The 19,455-nt window shown below is 73.7% G+C and carries 13 protein-coding genes; 4 read left to right on the top strand and 9 right to left on the bottom strand.

Annotation, left to right across the window (positions count from 1 at the left end; genetic code table 11):
* Window positions 1-116 precede the first annotated feature (116 nt).
* On the top strand, window positions 117-491 hold the full coding sequence (locus ACIQCJ_RS27340) for a hypothetical protein (RefSeq protein ID WP_402712833.1): 375 nt from the start codon (window positions 117-119) through the stop codon (window positions 489-491).
* Window positions 475-4,608: an AAA family ATPase gene (locus ACIQCJ_RS27345; RefSeq protein ID WP_402712834.1), complete on the top strand. Its 4,134-nt coding sequence runs from the start codon at window positions 475-477 to the stop codon at window positions 4,606-4,608. Before ACIQCJ_RS27340 ends, ACIQCJ_RS27345 begins: the two co-directional genes overlap by 17 nt.
* A 27-nt stretch (window positions 4,609-4,635) precedes the next feature.
* Here ACIQCJ_RS27345 and cas6e read toward each other — a convergent pair whose 3' ends face one another.
* From cas6e to ACIQCJ_RS27370, 5 genes are read right to left on the bottom strand one after another with little or no spacing between them, the layout of a single operon-like run.
* A complete protein-coding gene (gene cas6e / locus ACIQCJ_RS27350) occupies window positions 4,636-5,355 on the bottom strand; it encodes a type I-E CRISPR-associated protein Cas6/Cse3/CasE (RefSeq protein ID WP_402712835.1) in 720 nt (239 codons plus the stop codon).
* Window positions 5,352-6,200: a type I-E CRISPR-associated protein Cas5/CasD gene (cas5e, locus tag ACIQCJ_RS27355; protein WP_391158435.1), complete on the bottom strand. Its 849-nt coding sequence runs from the start codon at window positions 6,198-6,200 to the stop codon at window positions 5,352-5,354. Before cas5e ends, cas6e begins: the two co-directional genes overlap by 4 nt.
* Window positions 6,197-7,618: a type I-E CRISPR-associated protein Cas7/Cse4/CasC gene (locus ACIQCJ_RS27360; RefSeq protein WP_402712836.1), complete on the bottom strand. Its 1,422-nt coding sequence runs from the start codon at window positions 7,616-7,618 to the stop codon at window positions 6,197-6,199. Before ACIQCJ_RS27360 ends, cas5e begins: the two co-directional genes overlap by 4 nt.
* Window positions 7,615-8,226: a type I-E CRISPR-associated protein Cse2/CasB gene (casB, locus tag ACIQCJ_RS27365; RefSeq protein WP_402712837.1), complete on the bottom strand. Its 612-nt coding sequence runs from the start codon at window positions 8,224-8,226 to the stop codon at window positions 7,615-7,617. Before casB ends, ACIQCJ_RS27360 begins: the two co-directional genes overlap by 4 nt.
* Complete coding sequence (locus tag ACIQCJ_RS27370; RefSeq protein ID WP_402712838.1) at window positions 8,223-9,734, bottom strand: type I-E CRISPR-associated protein Cse1/CasA; 1,512 nt, start codon at window positions 9,732-9,734, stop codon at window positions 8,223-8,225. Before ACIQCJ_RS27370 ends, casB begins: the two co-directional genes overlap by 4 nt.
* Before the next feature lie 114 nt (window positions 9,735-9,848).
* On the opposite strand from ACIQCJ_RS27370, the gene ACIQCJ_RS27375 reads away from it, so the two are divergent.
* Window positions 9,849-10,736 (top strand): HD domain-containing protein, encoded by an 888-nt coding sequence (locus tag ACIQCJ_RS27375; RefSeq protein ID WP_402712938.1) that lies wholly within the window; start codon window positions 9,849-9,851, stop codon window positions 10,734-10,736.
* A gap of 16 nt (window positions 10,737-10,752) precedes the next feature.
* On the opposite strand, the gene ACIQCJ_RS27380 is transcribed toward ACIQCJ_RS27375, so the two are convergent.
* Both ACIQCJ_RS27380 and ACIQCJ_RS27385 read right to left on the bottom strand, forming a co-directional pair.
* The gene (locus ACIQCJ_RS27380; RefSeq protein ID WP_402712839.1) at window positions 10,753-15,255 is read right to left on the bottom strand and encodes an AAA family ATPase; all 4,503 of its coding nucleotides are present in this window, start codon (window positions 15,253-15,255) and stop codon (window positions 10,753-10,755) included.
* Window positions 15,252-16,118, bottom strand: coding sequence for an alpha/beta fold hydrolase (locus ACIQCJ_RS27385; RefSeq protein ID WP_402712840.1), 867 nt, complete (start codon window positions 16,116-16,118; stop codon window positions 15,252-15,254). The genes ACIQCJ_RS27380 and ACIQCJ_RS27385 overlap by 4 nt, the downstream gene beginning before the upstream one ends.
* A 224-nt stretch (window positions 16,119-16,342) precedes the next feature.
* On the opposite strand from ACIQCJ_RS27385, the gene ACIQCJ_RS27390 reads away from it, so the two are divergent.
* The gene (locus ACIQCJ_RS27390) at window positions 16,343-17,308 is read left to right on the top strand and encodes a DUF1152 domain-containing protein (protein ID WP_355339939.1); all 966 of its coding nucleotides are present in this window, start codon (window positions 16,343-16,345) and stop codon (window positions 17,306-17,308) included.
* 170 nt (window positions 17,309-17,478) lie between these two features.
* Here ACIQCJ_RS27390 and ACIQCJ_RS27395 read toward each other — a convergent pair whose 3' ends face one another.
* Both ACIQCJ_RS27395 and ACIQCJ_RS27400 read right to left on the bottom strand, forming a co-directional pair.
* Window positions 17,479-17,910 carry a VOC family protein gene (locus ACIQCJ_RS27395; RefSeq protein ID WP_355339936.1) on the bottom strand — a complete coding sequence of 144 codons (432 nt, stop codon included), beginning with the start codon at window positions 17,908-17,910 and terminating at the stop codon, window positions 17,479-17,481.
* Window positions 17,911-18,316: 406 nt separating this feature from the next.
* Window positions 18,317-19,306 carry a hypothetical protein gene (locus ACIQCJ_RS27400; RefSeq protein ID WP_402712841.1) on the bottom strand — a complete coding sequence of 330 codons (990 nt, stop codon included), beginning with the start codon at window positions 19,304-19,306 and terminating at the stop codon, window positions 18,317-18,319.
* Window positions 19,307-19,455: the final 149 nt, after the last annotated feature.

Raw genomic sequence — 19,455 nt, forward strand, 5'->3', positions numbered from 1 at the left:
CTTGGCCGAACGGGATGTGCCGATACGATGACGGTCCGTGAGGCGGCCGGGGTCGGTGGGGGGCGGGCGGGGTGGATCCGTTGGTGTTGGCGGCGGGAACGACGCTGGTGAGTGCGATGGCCAGTGACGCCTGGGAGGACGCGCGGGCGACCGCGCTGGCGCTGTGGCGGCGCGTGCATCCCGAGCGAGTGGCCGCCGTGGAGGCCGAGTTGGCCGAGGTCCGGACGGATGTGCTGGCCGCGCGGGACAGCGGGGACGCCGAGACGGAGACGCAGCTCGCCGCGGACTGGCAACGCAGATTGCAGCGCATGCTGGACGCGGACCCGGCGCTGGCCGCCGAACTGCGCCGCGTGCTGGACGAGTTGAGCCCGGCCGCGGCCCCGACGACGCCCGGGACGACGGTCACCCAGCGCGCCAGCGTCTCCGGCCGCGGCAACCGCGTCTTCCAGGCGGGCGGCAGCATCCACCTCACCGATGCCCCCGACGCCTGACCCGGCCGGACCGGCCGGCACTCCCGCCACCGGCGGCCGAGCGGACGCCCGTTCGCTGGAACAGACCGCGACGGCGTCCGGCGACAGCCGGATCAACCAGGCGGGCGGCGATATCTACTACGCCGCCCGCGACTTGTTCATGTACGGTGCCCGCGGCCGGACCGACCGGCGCGCCGACGGGCCCGCGGGTGACGACGACCGGTGCCCGTACCCCGGCCTGGCCCCCTTCGGCGTCGACCAGGCGCAGTGGTACTTCGGGCGCGATCCCCTGATCACCGAGGTCGTCGCGCAACTGGAGGCGGGCGGACCGCTGGCGGTGGTCGGCCCTTCGGGGTCGGGCAAGTCGTCGCTGCTCATGGCGGGTCTACGGCCCGCGCTGAGCGGCAACCGCTTTCCGGTGGAGGGTTCGCGGGACTGGCCGCAGCTCGTCCTGACGCCCACGGCGCACCCGCTCGCGGCACTGGCCGGGCAGCTGGCCGCCGCGACCGGCGAAGAGGCCGCCGCCGTACAGCAGGCGTTACGGACCGACCCCGGCGGCTACACCGACCGGCTCAGCGTCGCCCTGGCCGCGCGGGCCGGGGCGACCGGCGCACCGGCGCCCCGCCTCGTCGTGATCGTGGACCAGCTCGAAGAGCTGTTCACCCTCTGCACCGACGACACCGAGCGCCGCGCCTTCATCGACGCCGTCAGCCGTATGGCGCAGGAGCCCGCGCCGAGCCCCTCGCCGAGCCACGTGCCGGGCCCCGCGCCTGGCCCCGTGCCCCACGGGACCCCGCCCCCGGTCCTGCTCGTCCTCGGCCTCCGCGCCGACTTCTACGGCCACGCCATCGCCCACCCGCGACTGCGCGCGGTGCTCAGGGGCCGCCAGGTCCTGGTCGGGCCGATGACCGAGGACGAGTTGCGCGCCGCGATCGTCGCGCCAGCCGAGGCGACCGGGCTGACGATGGAACCGGGCCTGGAAGAGCTGCTGTTGCGGGACCTCGGCGTCTTCCCCGACGACCCGACGGTCGGCGACCCCGACCCCGACGCGTGGTTCACCGCGGGCCGGCTGCCGCTGCTGGCCCACGCGTTGCACATGACGTGGATACGGCGCAGCCGCAGTGCGCTGACCGTGGCGGACTACCAGGCCACCGGCGGAATCCGGCAGGCGATCTCCACGTCGGCCGAACGCGCCTACGCCGGACTGGACATGGCCGCCCGGCAGGCGGCGGAGGCGCTGTTCCTGCGGCTCGTGCGCATCGGGCACGGCGCCGAGGACACCCGGCGGCGCGCGTCACTGGGCGAGTTGGCCACCGACGGCTCCGCGGCCTCGGCCACGGCCGCCGCGCTGACCGCGTTCAGCCGGGCCCGGCTGCTCACCCTGGACGGCGCCCCGGAAGGCGGCGAACCGCACGGCGACGGGCCGCACGGCGACGGGCCCGAGGACGAGAGCCGCGCCGCGGCCCGCGTCACCGTCCAGATCACCCACGAGGCGCTGATCCGCGCGTGGCCCCGCCTGCGCCGCTGGATCGACCGCGGCCGGGCGGACATCCTGGTGCGCCAGGAGCTGGAAGAGGCGGCACGGGCGTGGAGCGAGCACGGCGGCTCCGACCACGCCCTGCTGTTCCGGGGCAGTCGGCTGGAGCGCGCGACCACCGCTGCGACCTCCGCCCCCGACCATCTGAGCCCGGCGGCACGGAACTTCCTCGCCGCCTCGACCCAACAGGCCGCGCGGGCCGCGCGATTACGGCGCAATGTCATCGCCGTGCTCACCGCCCTGGTGCTGATCGCCTCCGGCACCGCCGTCTTCGCCTTCCAGCAGCGCGCGACCGCGCAGACGCAGCGGGACACCGCGCGCAAGGAGCGGGACACCGCCATCGCGGGCCAGGTCGCGATCGAGGCCGACCGCGTCCGCACCAGCGACCCGTCGCTCGCCGCCCTGCTCGACCTGGCCTCGTACCGGATGCGGCCGGACGACGACAAGTACACCAACCTCCTGTCCTGGGCGAACGGCCCGCTGGCGGCCCTGGTGCCGGGCGCGACGGGCGCGCCGGCCTTCAGCGGGGACGGCAGGCGGATGGCGACCAGGGCCGCGGACGGCTCGGTGACGGTGTGGGACAGCCGCGACCCGTCGCACCCGCGCCGCGTCGGGCGGGCCGTACCGGGCCTGAAGAGCGCCGCCGACGTGCGGTTGAGCCGGGACGGGCGACGGCTGGCGGTGTACGCGCCGCTCGCCCGCGACGCGACCGAGGGCTCGGACGGGACGACGGCCGACAGCTCCGCCCCGCACCCCGTACTCGACCTGTGGGACGTGTCCGACCCGGCGCACTTCCGCCGCACCGGCAGCATGACGGGCACCGAGGACACCCGCATGGTCGCTTTCACCCCGGACGGACGGGAGTTCATCACCGCCGACGTGGGCGTCGACGGCGGGACCACGACGCTGTGGAGCCTCACCGACCCCGCCCGCCCGCGGCCCGGCGCCGAACGGCCGGGCGCGGCCGTCGCGTTGAGCCACGACGGACGCACCCTCGCGGTGTGGGAGGACGGCAACACCCTGCAACTCGTCGACGTCTCCGCGCCCGGCCGCTTCGAGGAGCTGCTGCCGCAGGGCCTGCAAGTGGGCGCCACGCTGACGCCCGACGTCGCCTTCTCCGCGGACGGCCGGTGGCTGGCCACCGCGGGCGACCCCGGCGGCAACGGGGAGCCGAGCACCCTGTCCCCGGAGACGCTGCGCGTCTGGGACCTGACCGTCCGGACCCGGCCCGCCCTGCACAACGAGCACCAACTCCCGCGCGGGGCGGCTCTGTCCATGGCCATGCGGCCGGACGGCCAGGTGCTCGCGACCGCAGGGGACGACCGTACGGTCACGCTCTGGCGCGTCGCCGACACCGGCCTGGCGTCGTCCTCGCTGGAGGAGGAGTTCCCGCATCCGCTCGTCGCGATGTACGCGCCGCTGGGCGGACACACCGAGACCGTGGACGCCTTGGCGTTCTCCCCGGACGGGTCCGCCCTGGCCAGCGGCGACGGCTCCACCGTCCGGGTCTGGGACCTTCCGCCCGCGGTCGCGACCCCGGGCGGCGCCGTCGACTCGATCACCGTCCTGCCCGGCGACAGGACGCTCGTCGCCGGAGTCGACGACAACTCCTCCGTCCCGCACTCCGCCGTCGGGCTGTGGAATCTGACGAACGCCCGCGGTCCGACGCCGGCCGGCCGGCCGACGCCCGGACCCGACGGCCGGACCTCGGTCTTCGCCGTCAGCCCCGACGGGCGCACCCTGGCGACGGCCGTGGGCGACATGGACGTCGCCGCGGACGGGACCACGATCGCGCTGTGGAGCCTCGCCGACCCGGCCCGCCCCGCGCCGCTGGGCGAGCCCTTCGGCGAACCCTCCGGAGCGTCGATCCGCAAGCTGTCGTTCACGGCGGACGGCAAGCGCCTGTGGTCCACCACCGCGCTCCACAGCAGCCTCTGGGACATCTCGGGCCCGGCCGGCCCCCGCCCCCTGGTCGCCGACTCACCGCTCCGGGGGAACCTGCTGGCCCTCGGCGCCGACGGGCGCCTCACCCTGACCGAGAACACCCCCGAGCCCTACCAGCTCTGGGACACCCGCGACGCCACCCGCCCGGCCGCGCTCGCCGCCATCCCCACGAGCGCCTACGGGGACTCCCGCTACGGCGCGTCGGCCGCCGCCTTCTCCGCCGACGGCCGCACGCTCGCCCTCTCCCACGACCGCACCCTGCGCCTGTGGGACGTCTCCGACCCGCACAGGCCCGCCGCCCTCGGCGGCCCGATGACCGGACACGGCGACCGGATCGAGTCCCTGGCCTTCGTCCCCCACACCTCGCTGCTGGCCAGCGCGAGCGCCGACAACACCGTCCGCCTCTGGGACGTCTCCGACCTCCACCACCCCGCGCCCAAGGGCCGCCCCCTGCCCGCCCCCGGCGCGGGCCCCCTCGCCCCCACCCACGACGGCCGCACCCTCATCACCTCCTCCGTCGCGGGCACCCTCCGCCGCTGGCCCCTCGCCCCCGACACCGCCGCCGCCCGCGTCTGCGCCGCCACCGCCAACGTCCTCACCGACGCGGTGTGGACCGCCCACTTCCCCGGCATTCCCTACCAACGGCCGTGCTCGTAAGGTCCGTTGGCCCGAACTTCGGTGCGCTCACCGCGTCAGCAGCAGCCCGCAGCCGTACGCGCGCGCGTGGCCGATGCCTTGGGTCATCGCGTCGACCAGGGCGGCCGGGTCGGTGACGGTCAGAGTGCCGCGGATCTCCGCGCGGGCGATGCGAAGGCCCTTGTGGGGGGCGGGACTTGTGACCGTGGGAAGCATGCGGACGGCCAGGGACTCCTCCTCGGCGGTGGCGCCGATCCGGGCGACGCCGTCGGGGGCCCTGCGGGGTTCGCCCGGCTGCTGGAACCGCCGGGCGAACCAGTGCCGTACGTGGTCGGGCCTGGTGTGGGCGGTGCGTTGACCTCGGCGGCGCTCGGGGGTGGGCGGCCCGGCCGGACGACTCTGAGTGGGGTTGACGACGGTGCGGAAGGTCAGGGAGTCCCCGGCGCGGATGGTGCGGTCGACGGTGATCACCCGCGGTGTCCCGGTGAGCGCGTCGCGGGGCACGCCCGCCCAGTCCCCCGGGACCCTGGACTGCACCACCAGCACGAGCGCCGCTGCCTTGAGATCGACGGACCAGGTCGACAACACCCCTGTCTGGGCGCGGGCGTCGGGGTCGCCGTCCGCGACCCAGCCGCGGAAGCCGCTCATCACGGTGCGGTGCATGTCCTGGGCGTCCACCAGCGACTTGGCGGTGTACGGGTGCCGGGCGTCCATGGTCAGGACGCTGTGCGTGGCGACGAATCGGGCGGCGGCGGGCGGATTGGTCACGGGATGACGTCCCATTCGGTGGCGTTCTCGTCGATGGTGACGCGGGTACGGGTCTCCCACCGCGTGGTGTGCGCGCGACGGTCCGCGTCGAAGGTGACCGGCTGGTCCTGTACGGGAGTCGCCGTACCGTCCGGGTCCACCGCCTCGATCCATGCCCAGGGCCGCGGCGACGGCGGCGCCCCGACGCCCTGCGAAGGCAGCAGCGCGACGGACGCGAAGGCCTCCTCGACGGTCCCGGCGAGCAGCGGCCCGGCCAGTGTGCCGGACGGCGGGCACGACTTGCGGCCCAGCCACAGCAGGCGTTCCGGGCTCTCCAGCGCCGTCGCGACCGTCGCCAGGAAGGCCCGGTCCTGATGCTGGAGCGCGGCCACGAAAGCGGCGTCCGACACGTACCAGCGCTCGGTGACGAGCGCGCCCCGGGAGAGCTGCCGGGAGACCAGGGCACCCGATGACGGATCGGTGGTGACGTATTTCGGCGCCCCGTACCAGTCGGCGAGTTCGTGGTGGCCGAAGGCGGTGCCCCCGGCCTCCGCCATGGAGGTCGACAGCGCGGCGGCCCTGCGGTGGTCGGTGATGACGTCCCGCGGGCGGACGGGATACCGGCCGGATCCGACGACGTGGTAGTCGCGTACCGGGGTGCCGGGGTGATCGGCGCGGACGCCGAACCGGACGGCGTGGAACTCGCCCAGGTCGTCGGCGCGTTCGTGGCCGAGGGCCGCGGCGCACAGACCGATCACGCCGGACTTCGTGGGGCGGCTGTGGGTGTCACGCCGGGAGAACCAGGAGACCACTCCCCAGGACTGGAGCGGAGCCGCGAGGCGGATGAGCAGGACGTGGCCGCTCACCCCGGCAGCTCCGCCGACTGCGACTGCGCCGACGACTTCGCCGACGACCCCGTCAGCTCCGTCAGCTCCGTCAGCTTCTCGACGGAGTCGACATCCGTGACGCCCAGCTCCTGGAGCACGGCGTGGACGGCCGGGTCGTACGTCAGGACGCGGCCCGCCGTGATGTCGTCGCGCCGCCGGAGGACGAACGCGTGGTGGGCGAGGAGGCGGCGTACGGCCAGTTCCCCGGCGGGCCCGCCCTCGGCGAGTTCGTCGACGGGCCGCTGGAAGGCCGACGCGTAGTTGAACGGCCGGTCGCCGTCGAAGGCGAGCACCAGGGCGGGCAACGACCCGGTGGACGCGGTCGAGTTCTTCTTGGCCTGCGGGAAGGCGTTGACGAAGGCGCTGACGAACTCCGCTTCCGCGGCGACGGACGCGGTCTCCGCGTCCTGCTCCGACATGCCCGCCGCGCGCAGGTTCTGCCGCAGTCTGCGCCGGTCGAGGACGGCGTGCCGGTAGAACGTGCCCGAGATCAGCGACTGGTAGCCGGTCATGCCCGCCCCCGAGTCGTCCGCCGAGTCGAGGAAGTCGAGCGCGTTGCTCTTGCGGGCGAGCTTGGCGTCGTCGGCGGCGGCGTAGAAGTCGTCGGTCAACTCGGCTTCGTGGACGGTGAAGGCGTGGCCGCTCTGGATCGCGCCGTCGACGTTCGGCGAGTCCGGGATCTCGGCCAGGAAGCGGCCGTAGAGCGCGATGTCGATCGCGTCGCGGGGGGCCAGCGCGGTCAGGACCGCGGTCCTGGTGGCCTTGGGAAGCGCGGGCAGCTTGCCTCCGGCGGCGCCCGCCTCGTCAGGAGCCGTCCCGTCCGTGCCCGCTTCGTCCGCGCCCGCCTCCTCCGGCTGACCGCTCCCGCGCCGTCCCTTGGGCTTCTTGGCCGCTGCCGCCTGAGACTGCGCGAGGTACCGCTCCGCCCACGCGCCGACCGCCGCCCGGTCGGTGTGGATGTGGTCGGCGATCCGGTCACCCGCGTCAGCGGGCGCGAAGAGCAGCACCTTGGTCAGGTCGGCGACCGTGGGCTTGGCGGGATCGCCGAAGTTGAGGCCGACGGCCTGGAGGACGGCCCGCGCCGTGGGCAGCGCCTCCTCCCTCGTCCAGCCGTGCCGGGACTCCAGGGCTCGGGCGGTCACCAGGGCCCATTCGCGGGTACGGACGCCCATGGCGTGCCCGGCGAGCGGCCCTTCCTGGGCGTTCGCCCGGTCGCGGGAGTACACCCGCTCGGCGCGGCGGCGCGCCTGACTGGTGATCATGTGCCGTTCCACACCGCCGTAGACGATCGACTTGGGCGCGCCGTTCTCGTCCCTGACGGGGAGGACCGCGACCAGCGTCTCCAGCAGGTGCAGGGAGAGGAATTGGCGCCCGGTGAGGGCGACGGGGTTACTCACGTGGGCAGTTCCTTCGTCGTGACGGTCCTGGTGGTTCTGCTGCTCCTGGCGGCGGTGCCGGGCGACGGCGCGTGGAAGTCGACGGCCCAGTGGTACCGGATACGGGCCTGCCGGTCGGACCAGCGGGCGAGGTCGTCCGCGAGCTGTGCCCAGGACGGCGGCGGCTTGCCGCACGAGCGCAGCCGGGCGACGGTGTGCTGAAGGTGCCGCAGAGGGGGCCGGCGGCTGGAGACGACGCGGTCCATCAGCCTGCCGGCGCCCGCGTCGTCCGGCCCGTACCCGAGGCTGGTGCCGATCCTGCGGGCCGCGGTGCCCAGGCTCCCGTATCCCCACGACGGTTCGACGGCGCCCCGGTGGTAGACGGCGAAGAGGAAGGCCACCTGCTCGAACACCGCGCGGCGCGACGGGTCGAACCAGCCCGCCTCGATGTGGGCGTTCTGGCTGACCGTGGGGCGGCGCAGTTCGGCGAGCGTGCCGTTGTCGCGGCTCCGCACCAGGCCGACCAGCCAGCGGGCGAGCTGTTCGCTCCGCGCGCGGTCGCGCGCCTCCGTACCGGCGGCGCGCTCGGCGCCGTCGCGGTACGCGGTGCCCGGTATGTCGGCGGTCACTCGCGGTCCTCCTTCAGTTCGTCGGGGGCGGTGCGTCCGGTCAGGCCGCTCTCCAGGCACCGGACCGCCTGCGCCCGTGCCCGCATCCCGCGCGAGTTGGCGGGCAGCGAGTCGAGGCGGTTGCCCAGGAACCGCCGTGCGCAGTCCGCGAGTTCGGCCGCGTAGGCGACGAGCGCCGCGTCGACCCGCTCCTCGGTCCCGGCCGCCGTCGTCTCGTCCAGCAGCGTGTGGAAGGGCTCGGCCGTGTGGGCCCAGTGCTCCGGCCGCGCGTCGAACCGGGCGATCTGACGGTCCTTGTCGCCCGGTTTCGGGTTGGGGTACGTCACCGTCCAGGCGACGTAGGCCGCTTTGAAGAGCCAGGCCGCCACATGGTCGGCGATGAGCGAACCCCGCTCGGCCGCGTATCTCATGTCCCGCTCGCGGCCCGGCACGAAGGGGAACGTGTCCGACACCCAGGTGACGACCGTGGTCTGCTTCGCTATCAACCCGACGGCCCAGAGGCTGAGTCGACGGCCCCGCAGCAGGGCGAGGCGGTCGTAGAGGTCGGGTCCGTGCGTCCGGTCGGCGACGGCCGCGTACAGGGCGTGCGCCTCGCGCCACAACGCCTTGGTCGCGGAGGGCCGCAGCGGCTTGGCGTCGGCGCTCCCCGCGCCCTCCCCGTCGTAGACCGCGTCCTGCGTGCGGTGGTGGCCCAGTGGTTCGAGGAGTTCACCGGCCGCCATCAGGACGCGGTCGACAGCGGGAGTCCCGTCCTCGGTGACGGTCGGCCGCAGGAGGATCGAGCGTCCCAGAACGGTGTTCAGGTCGGCCGGTCCGTCGACCCGCCGCCCCGACGGCTTGGTCAGGAAGCCCCGCCGGGGCTCCGGCGCCACCGTCCAGGTCCGGTTGAAGCGGCCGGGGTCCTCGGCGGTCGGCACGAGATTGAGCCGCAGGGTGTCGCCGAGCGTCGTCCCCAACGCGACGACCCGGATACGGGTGCTGAGGCGTCCTGCGGCCAGGTTGGTGAGCGTGGGACCGAGGGTTTCCTTGCCGGGCATACGGGCCCGGCCGCCGGGTCCGTACGCGTGCTGGGTGAGCATCGCGCGGAAGGCGGCGTCGGCGGGGAGCGGAGTGGGGTGTTCGAGGTGGTGGTGGTCGAAGAACTGGTTGTAGTCCCCCGCGTGCTCGATCACCAACTGGGCCGGTCCCGCGCCGTGTTCGTCGAGGTACGGGGCGAGGAGGGCGTTCTGCCCCAGCGGTTCTGTCGGGTGGAAGAGGTCCCAGTGCTCGTCGGGGCGGCCGTCCAGCCAGTCGGCGGCCCCGGTCAGCGGCGTGCCGTCGCGGACCCAGCCGAGCCACTCGTCACGGGTCGTCGGGCAGCGGGTGGAGGCGTAGCAGACGGCGAGGAGGTACTCCAGCAGGGCGACGGTCTCCCCTGCGGTCTTCGCCGAGACGGCGCGCAGACCGTCCGCGTGCCGCAGTGCGTGGACGAGGGTGACGCGAGTGCCGTGCCCCCGGGCGGTCAGCACCGGTACGCACGCCTGCCTTCTGGGGTCCCAGCGGGGACGTGACGGCCCCGGGGACGGTCGTAATTCGGCCAACGACACCTGATCCGTGCTCCGCTCTCCGCTGTGTCTGATGAGATGCGGCAGGACGCTAGCACGCTGAATGAGGGCAACGTGGGCCAACCAGGAGAACTCAACAACATTGCACATCAATGGTGTTGGGGCACGGTAGATCTTTCGGAGCCGCACGGGTGGAATCCGCTCGTCGCCGAACTGGCCACCGCGGCCTGCGTGATGCTCGAACTCTGGGACCGGGTACTGAGCGAGCGCCAACGGGCCGAGCTCACGGACGCGTTCGCGGCCGACGACGCGCGGAGCGCCCGTACGGCCGCCGCCTTCCTGGCGGGGGTGAGCCGCCTCGGTCACGCCAACCCTTCACGGATGACCTCGTTCGGCGCGGGGCAGCGGCCCTCGGCGGCCCTCGACGCGGCGCGCGCGGCCTGGCGGACCCGGGCCCTGGAGGCGGGACTTCCCCTGCCGCCTCCCGGGGCCCCGAGCCGCCGGGCCGATCCGGAGCACGTCACGGCGGCGGTGCTGCCCCGGCTGACCGGCTGCGACTGCGCCGATCACGTCGACGGCGAGCAGTGCCGCGACCGCGACCACCAGGGCCTGTACGTGGCCGCGTACGCGCTGAACCGGCACGGCGCCGACGTCCTGCACTCCGACACCGTCGCCAAGGCGTACCGGGCGACCGGCGGACCCGCCTGGGACACGGTCAGGTGCGCGCTGGCGGACGACGTCGCCCGCGATGCGGGCCTCGGCGCGCGGACGGAGCTGGCGCGGCTGATCCGGCCGGCCGATCCCGTGCGCCTGACGGCTTTCGGCCGCCTGGTCTCGCAGAGCAACGCCCTTGCGCTCAGCGACACTTGCGGCGGCTTCGGGTCGCCCCACGACAGTCGGGAGGTGCTGTCGGAGCGGGCCCGGCGCCGCGCGCGCGAGGCGGTCGCCCGTATGCGGGTGGCCTGAACGGCACGTGCTGCGACTACCCCTCGGGCCGCGCCGCGCTCGGCGTCACCGCGCCGATTCCGGCCGGGCCGCCGAAGACGATCACGGGCTGGCGAGGGGCCGGGCTGTCGGTGGACGGCACGACGCCGAGGGACGTCAGGGCCGCCGCGGTGACCAGGCGCGTGACCTCTTCCCCGGCGGCCGGGTCCCAGAGCCGCACGGTCGTGTCCGTGTGGCCGGTGCTCACCAGCAGGCGGCGGGAGCCGGGCGACCGTACGGCGTGGAGGGCGGATACGGGACCGTCGTGCCGGGTCGGCAGCGTGAACGGTTCCCGCTCCGGATCACCCGTCCACAGCCGTACGCAGCCGTCGGAACCACCGGCCGCCAGCAGCAACTCCCCTTCCCCGTATGTCGGAAGGACCGCCAGGGACTCCACGGTGCCGATGTCTCCCGGCCATTCGGCGTGCGGTTCGCTGAACGGGCGGCACAGGCGCACGCCGCCGTCCTCGGAGGCCAGGGCGAGGACGCCGCCCGACAGCAGCGGCACGTACGTCAACGCGTTGACGGACCCGGTGTCTTCGCCGATGTGGAGCCACCCCAGCACCTGTCCGTTCGCCGGGTCGCAGTACACGACCGACCCATGGCGCGTCCCCACGGCCAGCACGGTCCGCCCGCTGTCGGCGAAGGCGGCGAAGGCGGTGGCGTGGTCGTCCCCGAAGATCCACGCGTTCATCATGCGCCAACTGCCCTCGCTCCAGACGCCGATGGCACCGTCCGGCAGTCCGGCGAAGACCATCGGGGAACCGCCGGGCGGCGCGTGGACGGCCAAGGCCGTCACCGGACCGTCAAGTCCCGTTCGGGGAAGATCGATCGACCGGATGACCGCCCCCGTGGCCGCCGATCTCACGGTCAGGTTCCGGTCCGGGCCGACCTCGACGGTCTCGGGAGCGTCGCCGGGGCCGGGCAGTACCGCGAGGAGTGTCCCGTCGGCTCGCCGGACGGACCGCGCGAACCGCTCCGGGTGCCGCGCCCACGCCTCGGGGTTCCACACGCGCACGGTCCGGTCACCGGAGGCGGAGACCAGAAGCGGCACGCCGTCCCGACCGGGCACGACGGCCAGGCCCGTCACCCCGTCCGTGTGGTCGGCGGGGAACCGGCGTGCCTCCTCCCCCGTCTCGGGATTCCACAGGTGGACGGCGCCGTCGTCGGTGCCGAGCGCGAGCAGCGGCTCCGAGCCGGCGCGGAGGTACGGCGCGAGCACGGTCGCGGAGCGCCTGACCGTGCGGTCCCCGAATCCGGCGCCGGTCAGCGCGTCCCACAAGCCGACCGTCCCGCGCGTCCGGGAGGCCAGTGCCAGGAAGGGGCTCTCGCCCGTCCGGTCCTGGATCAGGGCCAGCGCGGCGATCTCGTCGTCATCCACCCGCACGGTGCACACCGGGCGGGTGGGGAAGCCCTGCGCGGCGGCCTGGACGATCTCGACGCGGCCCGCCCGTTGAACGGCCAGGAGTGTGGTGCCGTCGGTGAGCGCCAAGGCCGCGAGCCCGAGCACCGAGGTCAACGAGTCGTCCCCGTACGCCCATTCGCCGCCGCGCGGCCCTCCGGTGAGCGGATCGCACAGCACGAGCCCCCTGGCCGTACCGATCGCCAGTCGGGGCGACCCGTACATGTCGCTGAAGGACACCATGGCCTGGACGGCCGAGGTGACCGGAAGTTGTCGCGTGGTGCCGCTCAACGGGTCGCAGATCCAGACGCCTTCATCGCAGCCGACCGCCAATTGCAGCTCGGCTGATGGCTCTTCGGTATCGCTCACGACGGTCAGCGCCCGCGCGAAGCGGCCGTGTCCCGGGATCGGCGGTCCGACCGGGGTCACCGTGGCCGGGTCCCAGACCCGTATGGCCCCGTCGGCGTCGCCCACGGCGATCAGCGGTGTCCCGTCCCGGAGGGTGAAGGACACCAGGGAGCAGAGGTCCGCGTCCTGCCTCGCCAGGACGTTGCCCGGCACCGCGAGGTGGTTCCACACTGGCACGACACGGCCGGCGGCCGGGCCGCCGCTGTCCCGTACCGCCGCCGGTTCCCTGCCCTCCAGCAGGGAGAAGCGCAGGCTGTCCGCGCGCGCGAGCGGAGGCGCGTCGGCCAGGAACGGCTCGATCCGTGCCCACGCGAACAGGCGCTCGGTGTCCGGGGCGTGCTCCGCGAGCAGCCCGAGAGCGCCCCGTACGTTCCCGCTCGTCTCGTGCGGCAGAAAGCCGTCGGTGACGACCCGGTCGTTCAGTACGCCTCCGGCCGCCGCGTGTTGCACCAGGTGGCGGCACACGTACGGGTACGGCAGCCCGGTCTTCCGCGCGTGAAGCGCGCTGAAGGCGGTGGCCAGTTGGCGGTGGGCCGCCCTGACGCCCGCCTCCGCCTCCTCGGACGTGCCGGGTTCCGCTTCCCCGGAGAGCAGCAGGCGCGGGTCCCCGCGCAGCACCTCGCTGATGCGCTCGTGGACCGGCCGGTAGACGTACTTGCCGTCCTCCACCCCCTTGGCCAGATATCCCTGGAGCGGACCTTCCTGCACCCGCCTGACCAGCGCCTCGGGCGCCGCGACCTCGCCTCGCGCCAACGCCTGTACGGCACACGGCCACACCTCGCCCCACGGAAGGCCGTCCCCTTGGGCGAACGCGGTCGCGCGCAGGACGTGCACGGCGGACCGGGCCGGTACGCCCGTGGCGCGCTCGACCGCCCTGAGATCCTGTCGCAGCAGCTCCTGAGTGCCCCGGCGCAGACCGCGCCGCCAGTCGGCGTCGTCGGGGCGGGGCAGCCGGTCCGGCGCCGCGAGCAGGGCTTCGGCGGCGAGGCGCGCGTCCAGGAAGGAGGGCGTCACTTCCTCCGCGACCGCGAGTGCGAGCCGTTCCAGGGCGCGGGGGTCCGGAGCGCGGCGATCCGGAGCGCGGGGGGCCGGGGGCGCCGAGGGGCCGGGACCTGTGGTGAACCGGGCCTTCAACAGCGCGCCCACGTACGCCGCGATGTCCTCGACGGTGTCGGCGTCGGTGTCCGTCCGCAGCGGTTCCCCGGCGTCCGTGGACCGAACGAGCAGACTCAGCAGATCCGCCGACCGGTCCACCGGCGGCCGGGGGCCGTCGCCGCCCGTGTCGGGGCGCGCGCTGCGCACGCCCAAGAGCAGTCGTACCGCTGGCAGTTCGTCGTCGGTCCACTGATGCGCCAGGCGGCGGACGAGGTCGGTGACGATCCTCGCGGGGTGCTTGGCCTCGTCGATGCCGTCGATGACGATCGTCAGCGGACGGCCCTCCCGACGGGCGGTGGCCAGTACGTGATCCAGCAGGTCGTCCAGGACGCCGACCCCCGGACCCCCGGTCGGCACCGTGCCGGTGAGCGCCGCGTAGAGCGCCGCCGCCAACTCGTCGGCGTCCGCGTTCCGCGCGAGCACCGCCGCGTCGACCGCCCCCACGGGCACCAGGAGGCCGGGCGGAATGTCCTCGATGAGGGGCGCGTACGCCGGGTCCGCCCGGAACCCCGGGTCGCTGAGCGTCACGGCCCGGGCGAGCAGCGCGGACTTCCCCGATCCGGCCTCTCCGGTGACGACGAGCGTGCTCGCGTCTCCCGTCAGGAACCGGTTCAAGCGCCGTACGAGCCCGCTTCTGCCCGTGAAGTGCCAGCCGGGGCCGCCGTCCGACGGCCGGCCGGAGGCGCGGGAGAGCCAGTACGCGTCGAGGTCGGCGGCGCTCCAGGCGACGGCGCCGCGCGCGGGGCCGACGACGACGCGTTCGGGCGCGTAACCGGGGTTCGGGAGGCAGGGGCTGAGGTCCTGATGGTCGTCGCTGCTGATCAGCGCGTAGTTGGGCCAGAGGAACTGCACATCGAGCGAGACATCCCGCTTGCGCAGAACGCGCATCGCTTCGAAGAACTCCGCGAAGCTCAGGTGCGCGTTCGCGAACCCCGCCTCTTTTTCCTTGAAGTACGCGGAGACGGCTTGCAGGAGGCGCGTGAACTGCTGCGGACGCGGGGTCCCCGTCTCGTTGGCGGACGAGATGACCACGAGGGAGTTCAGGTTCCTCCGTGCGCTGTTCAAGGCTTCGAGCCGGCGTTGCAGGTCTTTGCGGAGGACACCGGAGTAGCAGGAGTCGACCATCACCAGGATGTGGTCGGAGTCGGAGTCCAGGACGCGCGCGATCAGGTCGCCGGTCTGGAACGCGGTCGCCGGGAGACGTCTCTCGTCGGAGTCGCGCAGCAGGAGGAAGTGGTCGTGCGACGGTCGGGTGACCCCGTGGCCGGTGACGTAGACCACGAGCGCGTGATCGTGGGCGGCCTCCTCCGGCCGCGCGTCGTCCAGGAATTCGCGCAGGTCGTAAACCGTGTCGAGCCGCTTCGGGCCGTGCCGTTCGAAGCGGCTCTCACTCGGCGGTCTCTCGGCCCACCACTCCCGTACGACGGCGACTTGGGCGGCGATCCCTTCACGGAATTCGTGGTCGTCGTCCCGCTCCGATTCGGCGATCTCGATCAGCGATCGCCGGGCCGTTCGCGGAGCCGCGCCCCGGTTCACCGGCAGCCGTCCGCGATCACGCGCGCCACGGGGCCGGATTGGAGGTAGCGGGCGGCGCTGTGCGGGTCTCCGATGCCGTTGTTCACCCTTTCGTCGGTGATCCCGGGCCCCAGACCACCGAGTCCGCCGCCGCCGGTGACCACGTCCCCCGGGTCGAAGACATTGACCCACCCCGTACCGCCGGGCAGCCCCATGGGCTCACCGTCGGCGATGCCCAGTCCGCGCCGTACCGAGGGAACGGCCAAGGGGGAGCCGCACGTCAGGAGCGTACGCACCCCGGACGCGCGGTCGGGTGCGATCTCCTCCCGGCGCAGCAGGTCGTAGGCGATCACGCTGCCCAGCGAGTGCCCCACGACCACGGCGGTGTCCGCGTCGAACGCTTCCGCGACCAGGGCCCGGACCCGGGCCGCGAGACCGGGCTCGTACAGGTAGAAGCGCACCTCGCGCATCGCGCTCACGAAGAGCCTGCCGCCGCCTCGGGGGAAGCGCAGGTCGTACGCCATCACCAGGCGGGTGAGGCGCGCGGGCCAGAGCTGCGGCGGCCCGAGCGTCTGCGACTCCGACTCCCCGATCCGGTCGAGGTCTTCGCGGGGAACGACGTCTTCCAGCGCCCGGGTGACGAAGTCGGCCTCGCCGTCGCCCAGGGGGACTTCGCTGTCGAAGGGATCGTCGTCCGGGCCGAGGTGCTTGCCCGGACGGGCCAGGAGCCGTGTCCAGTGCGGCAGTTCGAGGGTGCCGGGCGGCAGTGTGGGCGCGCCCGCCGCGCCGAGGCCACGGTCGAGCGCCCCCGACCAGTCGCGCGTCAACTGCTCCTTGGACGTCCTGGACTGCCCGATCCCGTGCACCCCGACGATGCGCTTCACGCCCGTGACCCCCACCCCCAGTGCCTCTCGGTCAGGCGACGAGCGTAGTGCGGGGAGCGCCCTCGGGGAGGGCCGTCGCTGTCGCACCACGCGATGCTGCGCCAGCGGCAACTGGCTTGACGCGTCGGGGATTCGGCCCGTCGCGCGGTGCGGGGCGCGGTGTCGGGTCATGACCCGCGGATGTCCTCAACGGCCGTGTGCCGCGCTCCTGTTACCGTCCCTGGGTGTACTCCCTTCATGAGCCAGCCCTGTTCACGCGGCTGCGCGACGCGCGGCGCGTGCTCGTCGCCGGCGCGGGCGGCGGCTTCGACGTCTACGCCGGACTGCCGCTGGCGCTCGCGCTGCGCGCCGAGGGCAAGGAAGTGCACCTGGCGAATCTGTCGTTCGCCGATCTGCACGGCCTGGACCTGGGCGTGTGGCTGGACCACGACGTGGCCGTCATCGGGCCCGACACCGTGGCCAGGGGTGACTACTTCCCCGAGCGGACGCTGGCGCGCTGGCTGGAGGGTCAGGGCCTCCCGTCCACCGTCCACGCCTTCGACCGGACGGGAGTCCAGCCGCTGCGAGCCGCGTACCGCGCGCTGATCGCCCACCTCGGCGGCGTCGACGCGATCGTCCTCGTCGACGGCGGCACCGACATCCTCATGCGCGGCGACGAGAGCGGACTCGGCACCCCCGAGGAGGACATGGCCAGCCTCGCCGCCGTTCGCGCGCTGGACGAGGTCCCCCAACGGCTCGTCGCCTGCCTCGGCTTCGGCGTGGACGCGTACCACGGGGTCAACCACGCCCTCGTACTGGAGAATCTGGCCGCTCTGGAGCGCGACGGCGCCTACCTCGGGGCCTTCTCCCTCTCCCCCGCCAGCCGCGAGGGCGCCCTCTACCTCGACGCCGTCGCCCACGCCCAGGCGTCCACGCCCGAGTACCCGAGCATCGTCCACGGCTCCATCGCCGCCGCCACCCGCGGCGACTTCGGCGACGTCCAGTTCACCGCCCGCACCAAGCGCAGCGAACTCTTCATCAACCCCCTCATGTCCCTCTACTTCTGCGTCGACGCCGTCGGCCTCGCCCGCCGCAACCTCTACCTCGACCGCATCGAGGACACCCACCTCACCCGCCAGATCAGCTCCGCCATCGAGCAGTTCCGCGACACCCTCCCCCGTCAACGCCCGCCCCGCACGTACCCCCACTGACCGGCATCCCGCCGGATCAAGACCCAGACCGTCCGCCCCGCGCCCGGGTCCTGCCACCCTCCGAGGGTGCCTCTCGTCCTCGATCATCGAGCCGGACGAGCACCGCGTCCCTGCGCTCCGGGTCGTCGATCTCCGGGCCGACGCCTCCGGCGCGGGTCCCCGCGAGCGCGTCAGTCGAGGCAGAACTCGTTGCCCTCGATGTCCTGCATCACGATGCACGAGTCGCTGCCGCCGTCGTACAACAGCCGTACGCGCACCGCGCCGAGCGGGATCAGCCGCGCGCACTCGGCCTCCAGGGCGGCCAGCCGCTCCTCCCCCGCCAGGCCGGTGCCCACCCGTACGTCGAGGTGCACCCGGTTCTTGACGGCCTTCCCCTCGGGGACGCGCTGGAAGTACAGCCGGGGCCCCGCCCCCGAGGGGTCCACGCACGCGAACCACGACCCCCGCTCCTCCGGAGGCTGCGCGGCGTCGTACTCCCCCCACGTCCCGAATCCCTCCGGCGGCGCCGGCACCACGTACCCCAACACCTCGCACCAGAACCGCGCGACCCGCTCGGGCTCCGCGCAGTCGAAGGTCACCTGGATCTGCCGAATCGCCGCCATCACCCCACCCTAGCCGGGCCCCGCCCGACCCCTGGGCGGCCCGCCCGCCCGGCGCGGCAGGCCAGGGCCCTTCGGGCCAGAGCCACCTGGGGACGAGAGCCCGTCCCCGCCGGACGGGGAGTTGGCCACAGCGAGGGGCCACCGTCCCCGCGTGTGCGGGGCGCGGCAGATACCCGCCTGCGGCACTGGCCGGATGACGGGGTCATCCCCGCGTGTGCGGGGCACAGTTGATCGGCCTGCGGGGGTATTCCGGGCGGTGGTGGGGTTTGGTGAGAGTGGGGGAACAGTCAGAGCGGGTTGAACGGTCCCGGCGGGCGGCCAGGGGCTGACGGGGGAGAGGGTACGGGGGCCGGGGCCCGGCCGGGCGGGGGTGGGCCGCGCCGGGGTCGGGCCGGGGCGGCGAGGGTCAGCCGGTGGCTTTCCAGTGGGTGTAGGGGGTGAGCATCTGGAAGGTGCGGGTGGGGCAGTAGAAGGAGCCGGCGGGGGAGTCGTAGTGGGTGTCGGCGTTGGCGGTGGAGGCGGGGGACCACGTGCCGTTGGTGCGGACGGCGATGTTGGCGGACTCGAAGGTGAGGTTGGCCATGTCGGCGCAGGAGGACGCCTGTCCGGAGGTGCCGACCGTGGAGTAGAGCTCTTCGATGTCCCAGCCGTCGGTGCGGCCGGACTGGTTGGTGCCGGACTGGGCGAAGAGGGTGTCCCACTGGCCGGTCGAGTAGTTGTAGAGGTCCGCGGACCAGGTGTTGGAGGCGGCGGAGGTCTTGACGACGCGGCCGGTGTAGGAGCCGGTGCCGCCGGTGTAGGTGGTGAGGAAGGAGCTGTTGATAGTGACGGAGGCGGCGAAGTTGACGCTGCGGCACCAGTCCCAGGCGGAGACCGACCGGACGGTCCGCGTGTAGACGGTGACGAGTTCGACGCAGGAGCCGCCCGCCGGGTACATCGTCGGGGTGTAGATGGTGGTGCCGCTGTCGTGCACCGTGAGCTGGGTCGAGACGGACTGGGTGGCGCACGAACCGTCCGAGCCGGACAGCGACTTGAACGCCGTGCCCTGCGCCGGGTGGATGTCGAGCAGCGGCCGTACGACGGTGCCCGTGGCCGGGGAGGCCGTACCGAGCGGGCCCTTGGCCGCGATCCCGGACGGCGTCCCGTACTGCGAACGGTGCTGCCGCGTCAGTGAGTCGAGCTGGCGGTGGACCTCGGCCGCGGGCAGCGCCCCGCTGACGGTACGGCCGGAGACCGTCGCCGAGCCGCACGCGGGGGCGGCGGCCACGGGGGACGGCGCGAGGGACGGCGCGGGGGACGAAGGGGCCGCCGCCGCCGTGCCCAGGCCGCAGCCCAGGGCCAGCGCCGCCGCGGTCACGAAAACGGTCGCCGTCGATTTCGGCTTCAGACTGCTCACGAGGCTTCTCGGACTTCTCACGCTGATGCGATCCTCTCGGAGGGCCGGGTGGTGCATGGGGCTCGCGTTACGCATGAGGTCATGCCCATGACAACCTGACCCGACCCGAAAGCGCCGTCTTCGGCCGGTAGTTGACCGTACGGTGGCGG

Origin of the sequence: Streptomyces sp. NPDC093221 (assembly GCF_044753885.1) — a bacterium.
Lineage (GTDB): Bacteria > Actinomycetota > Actinomycetes > Streptomycetales > Streptomycetaceae > Actinacidiphila.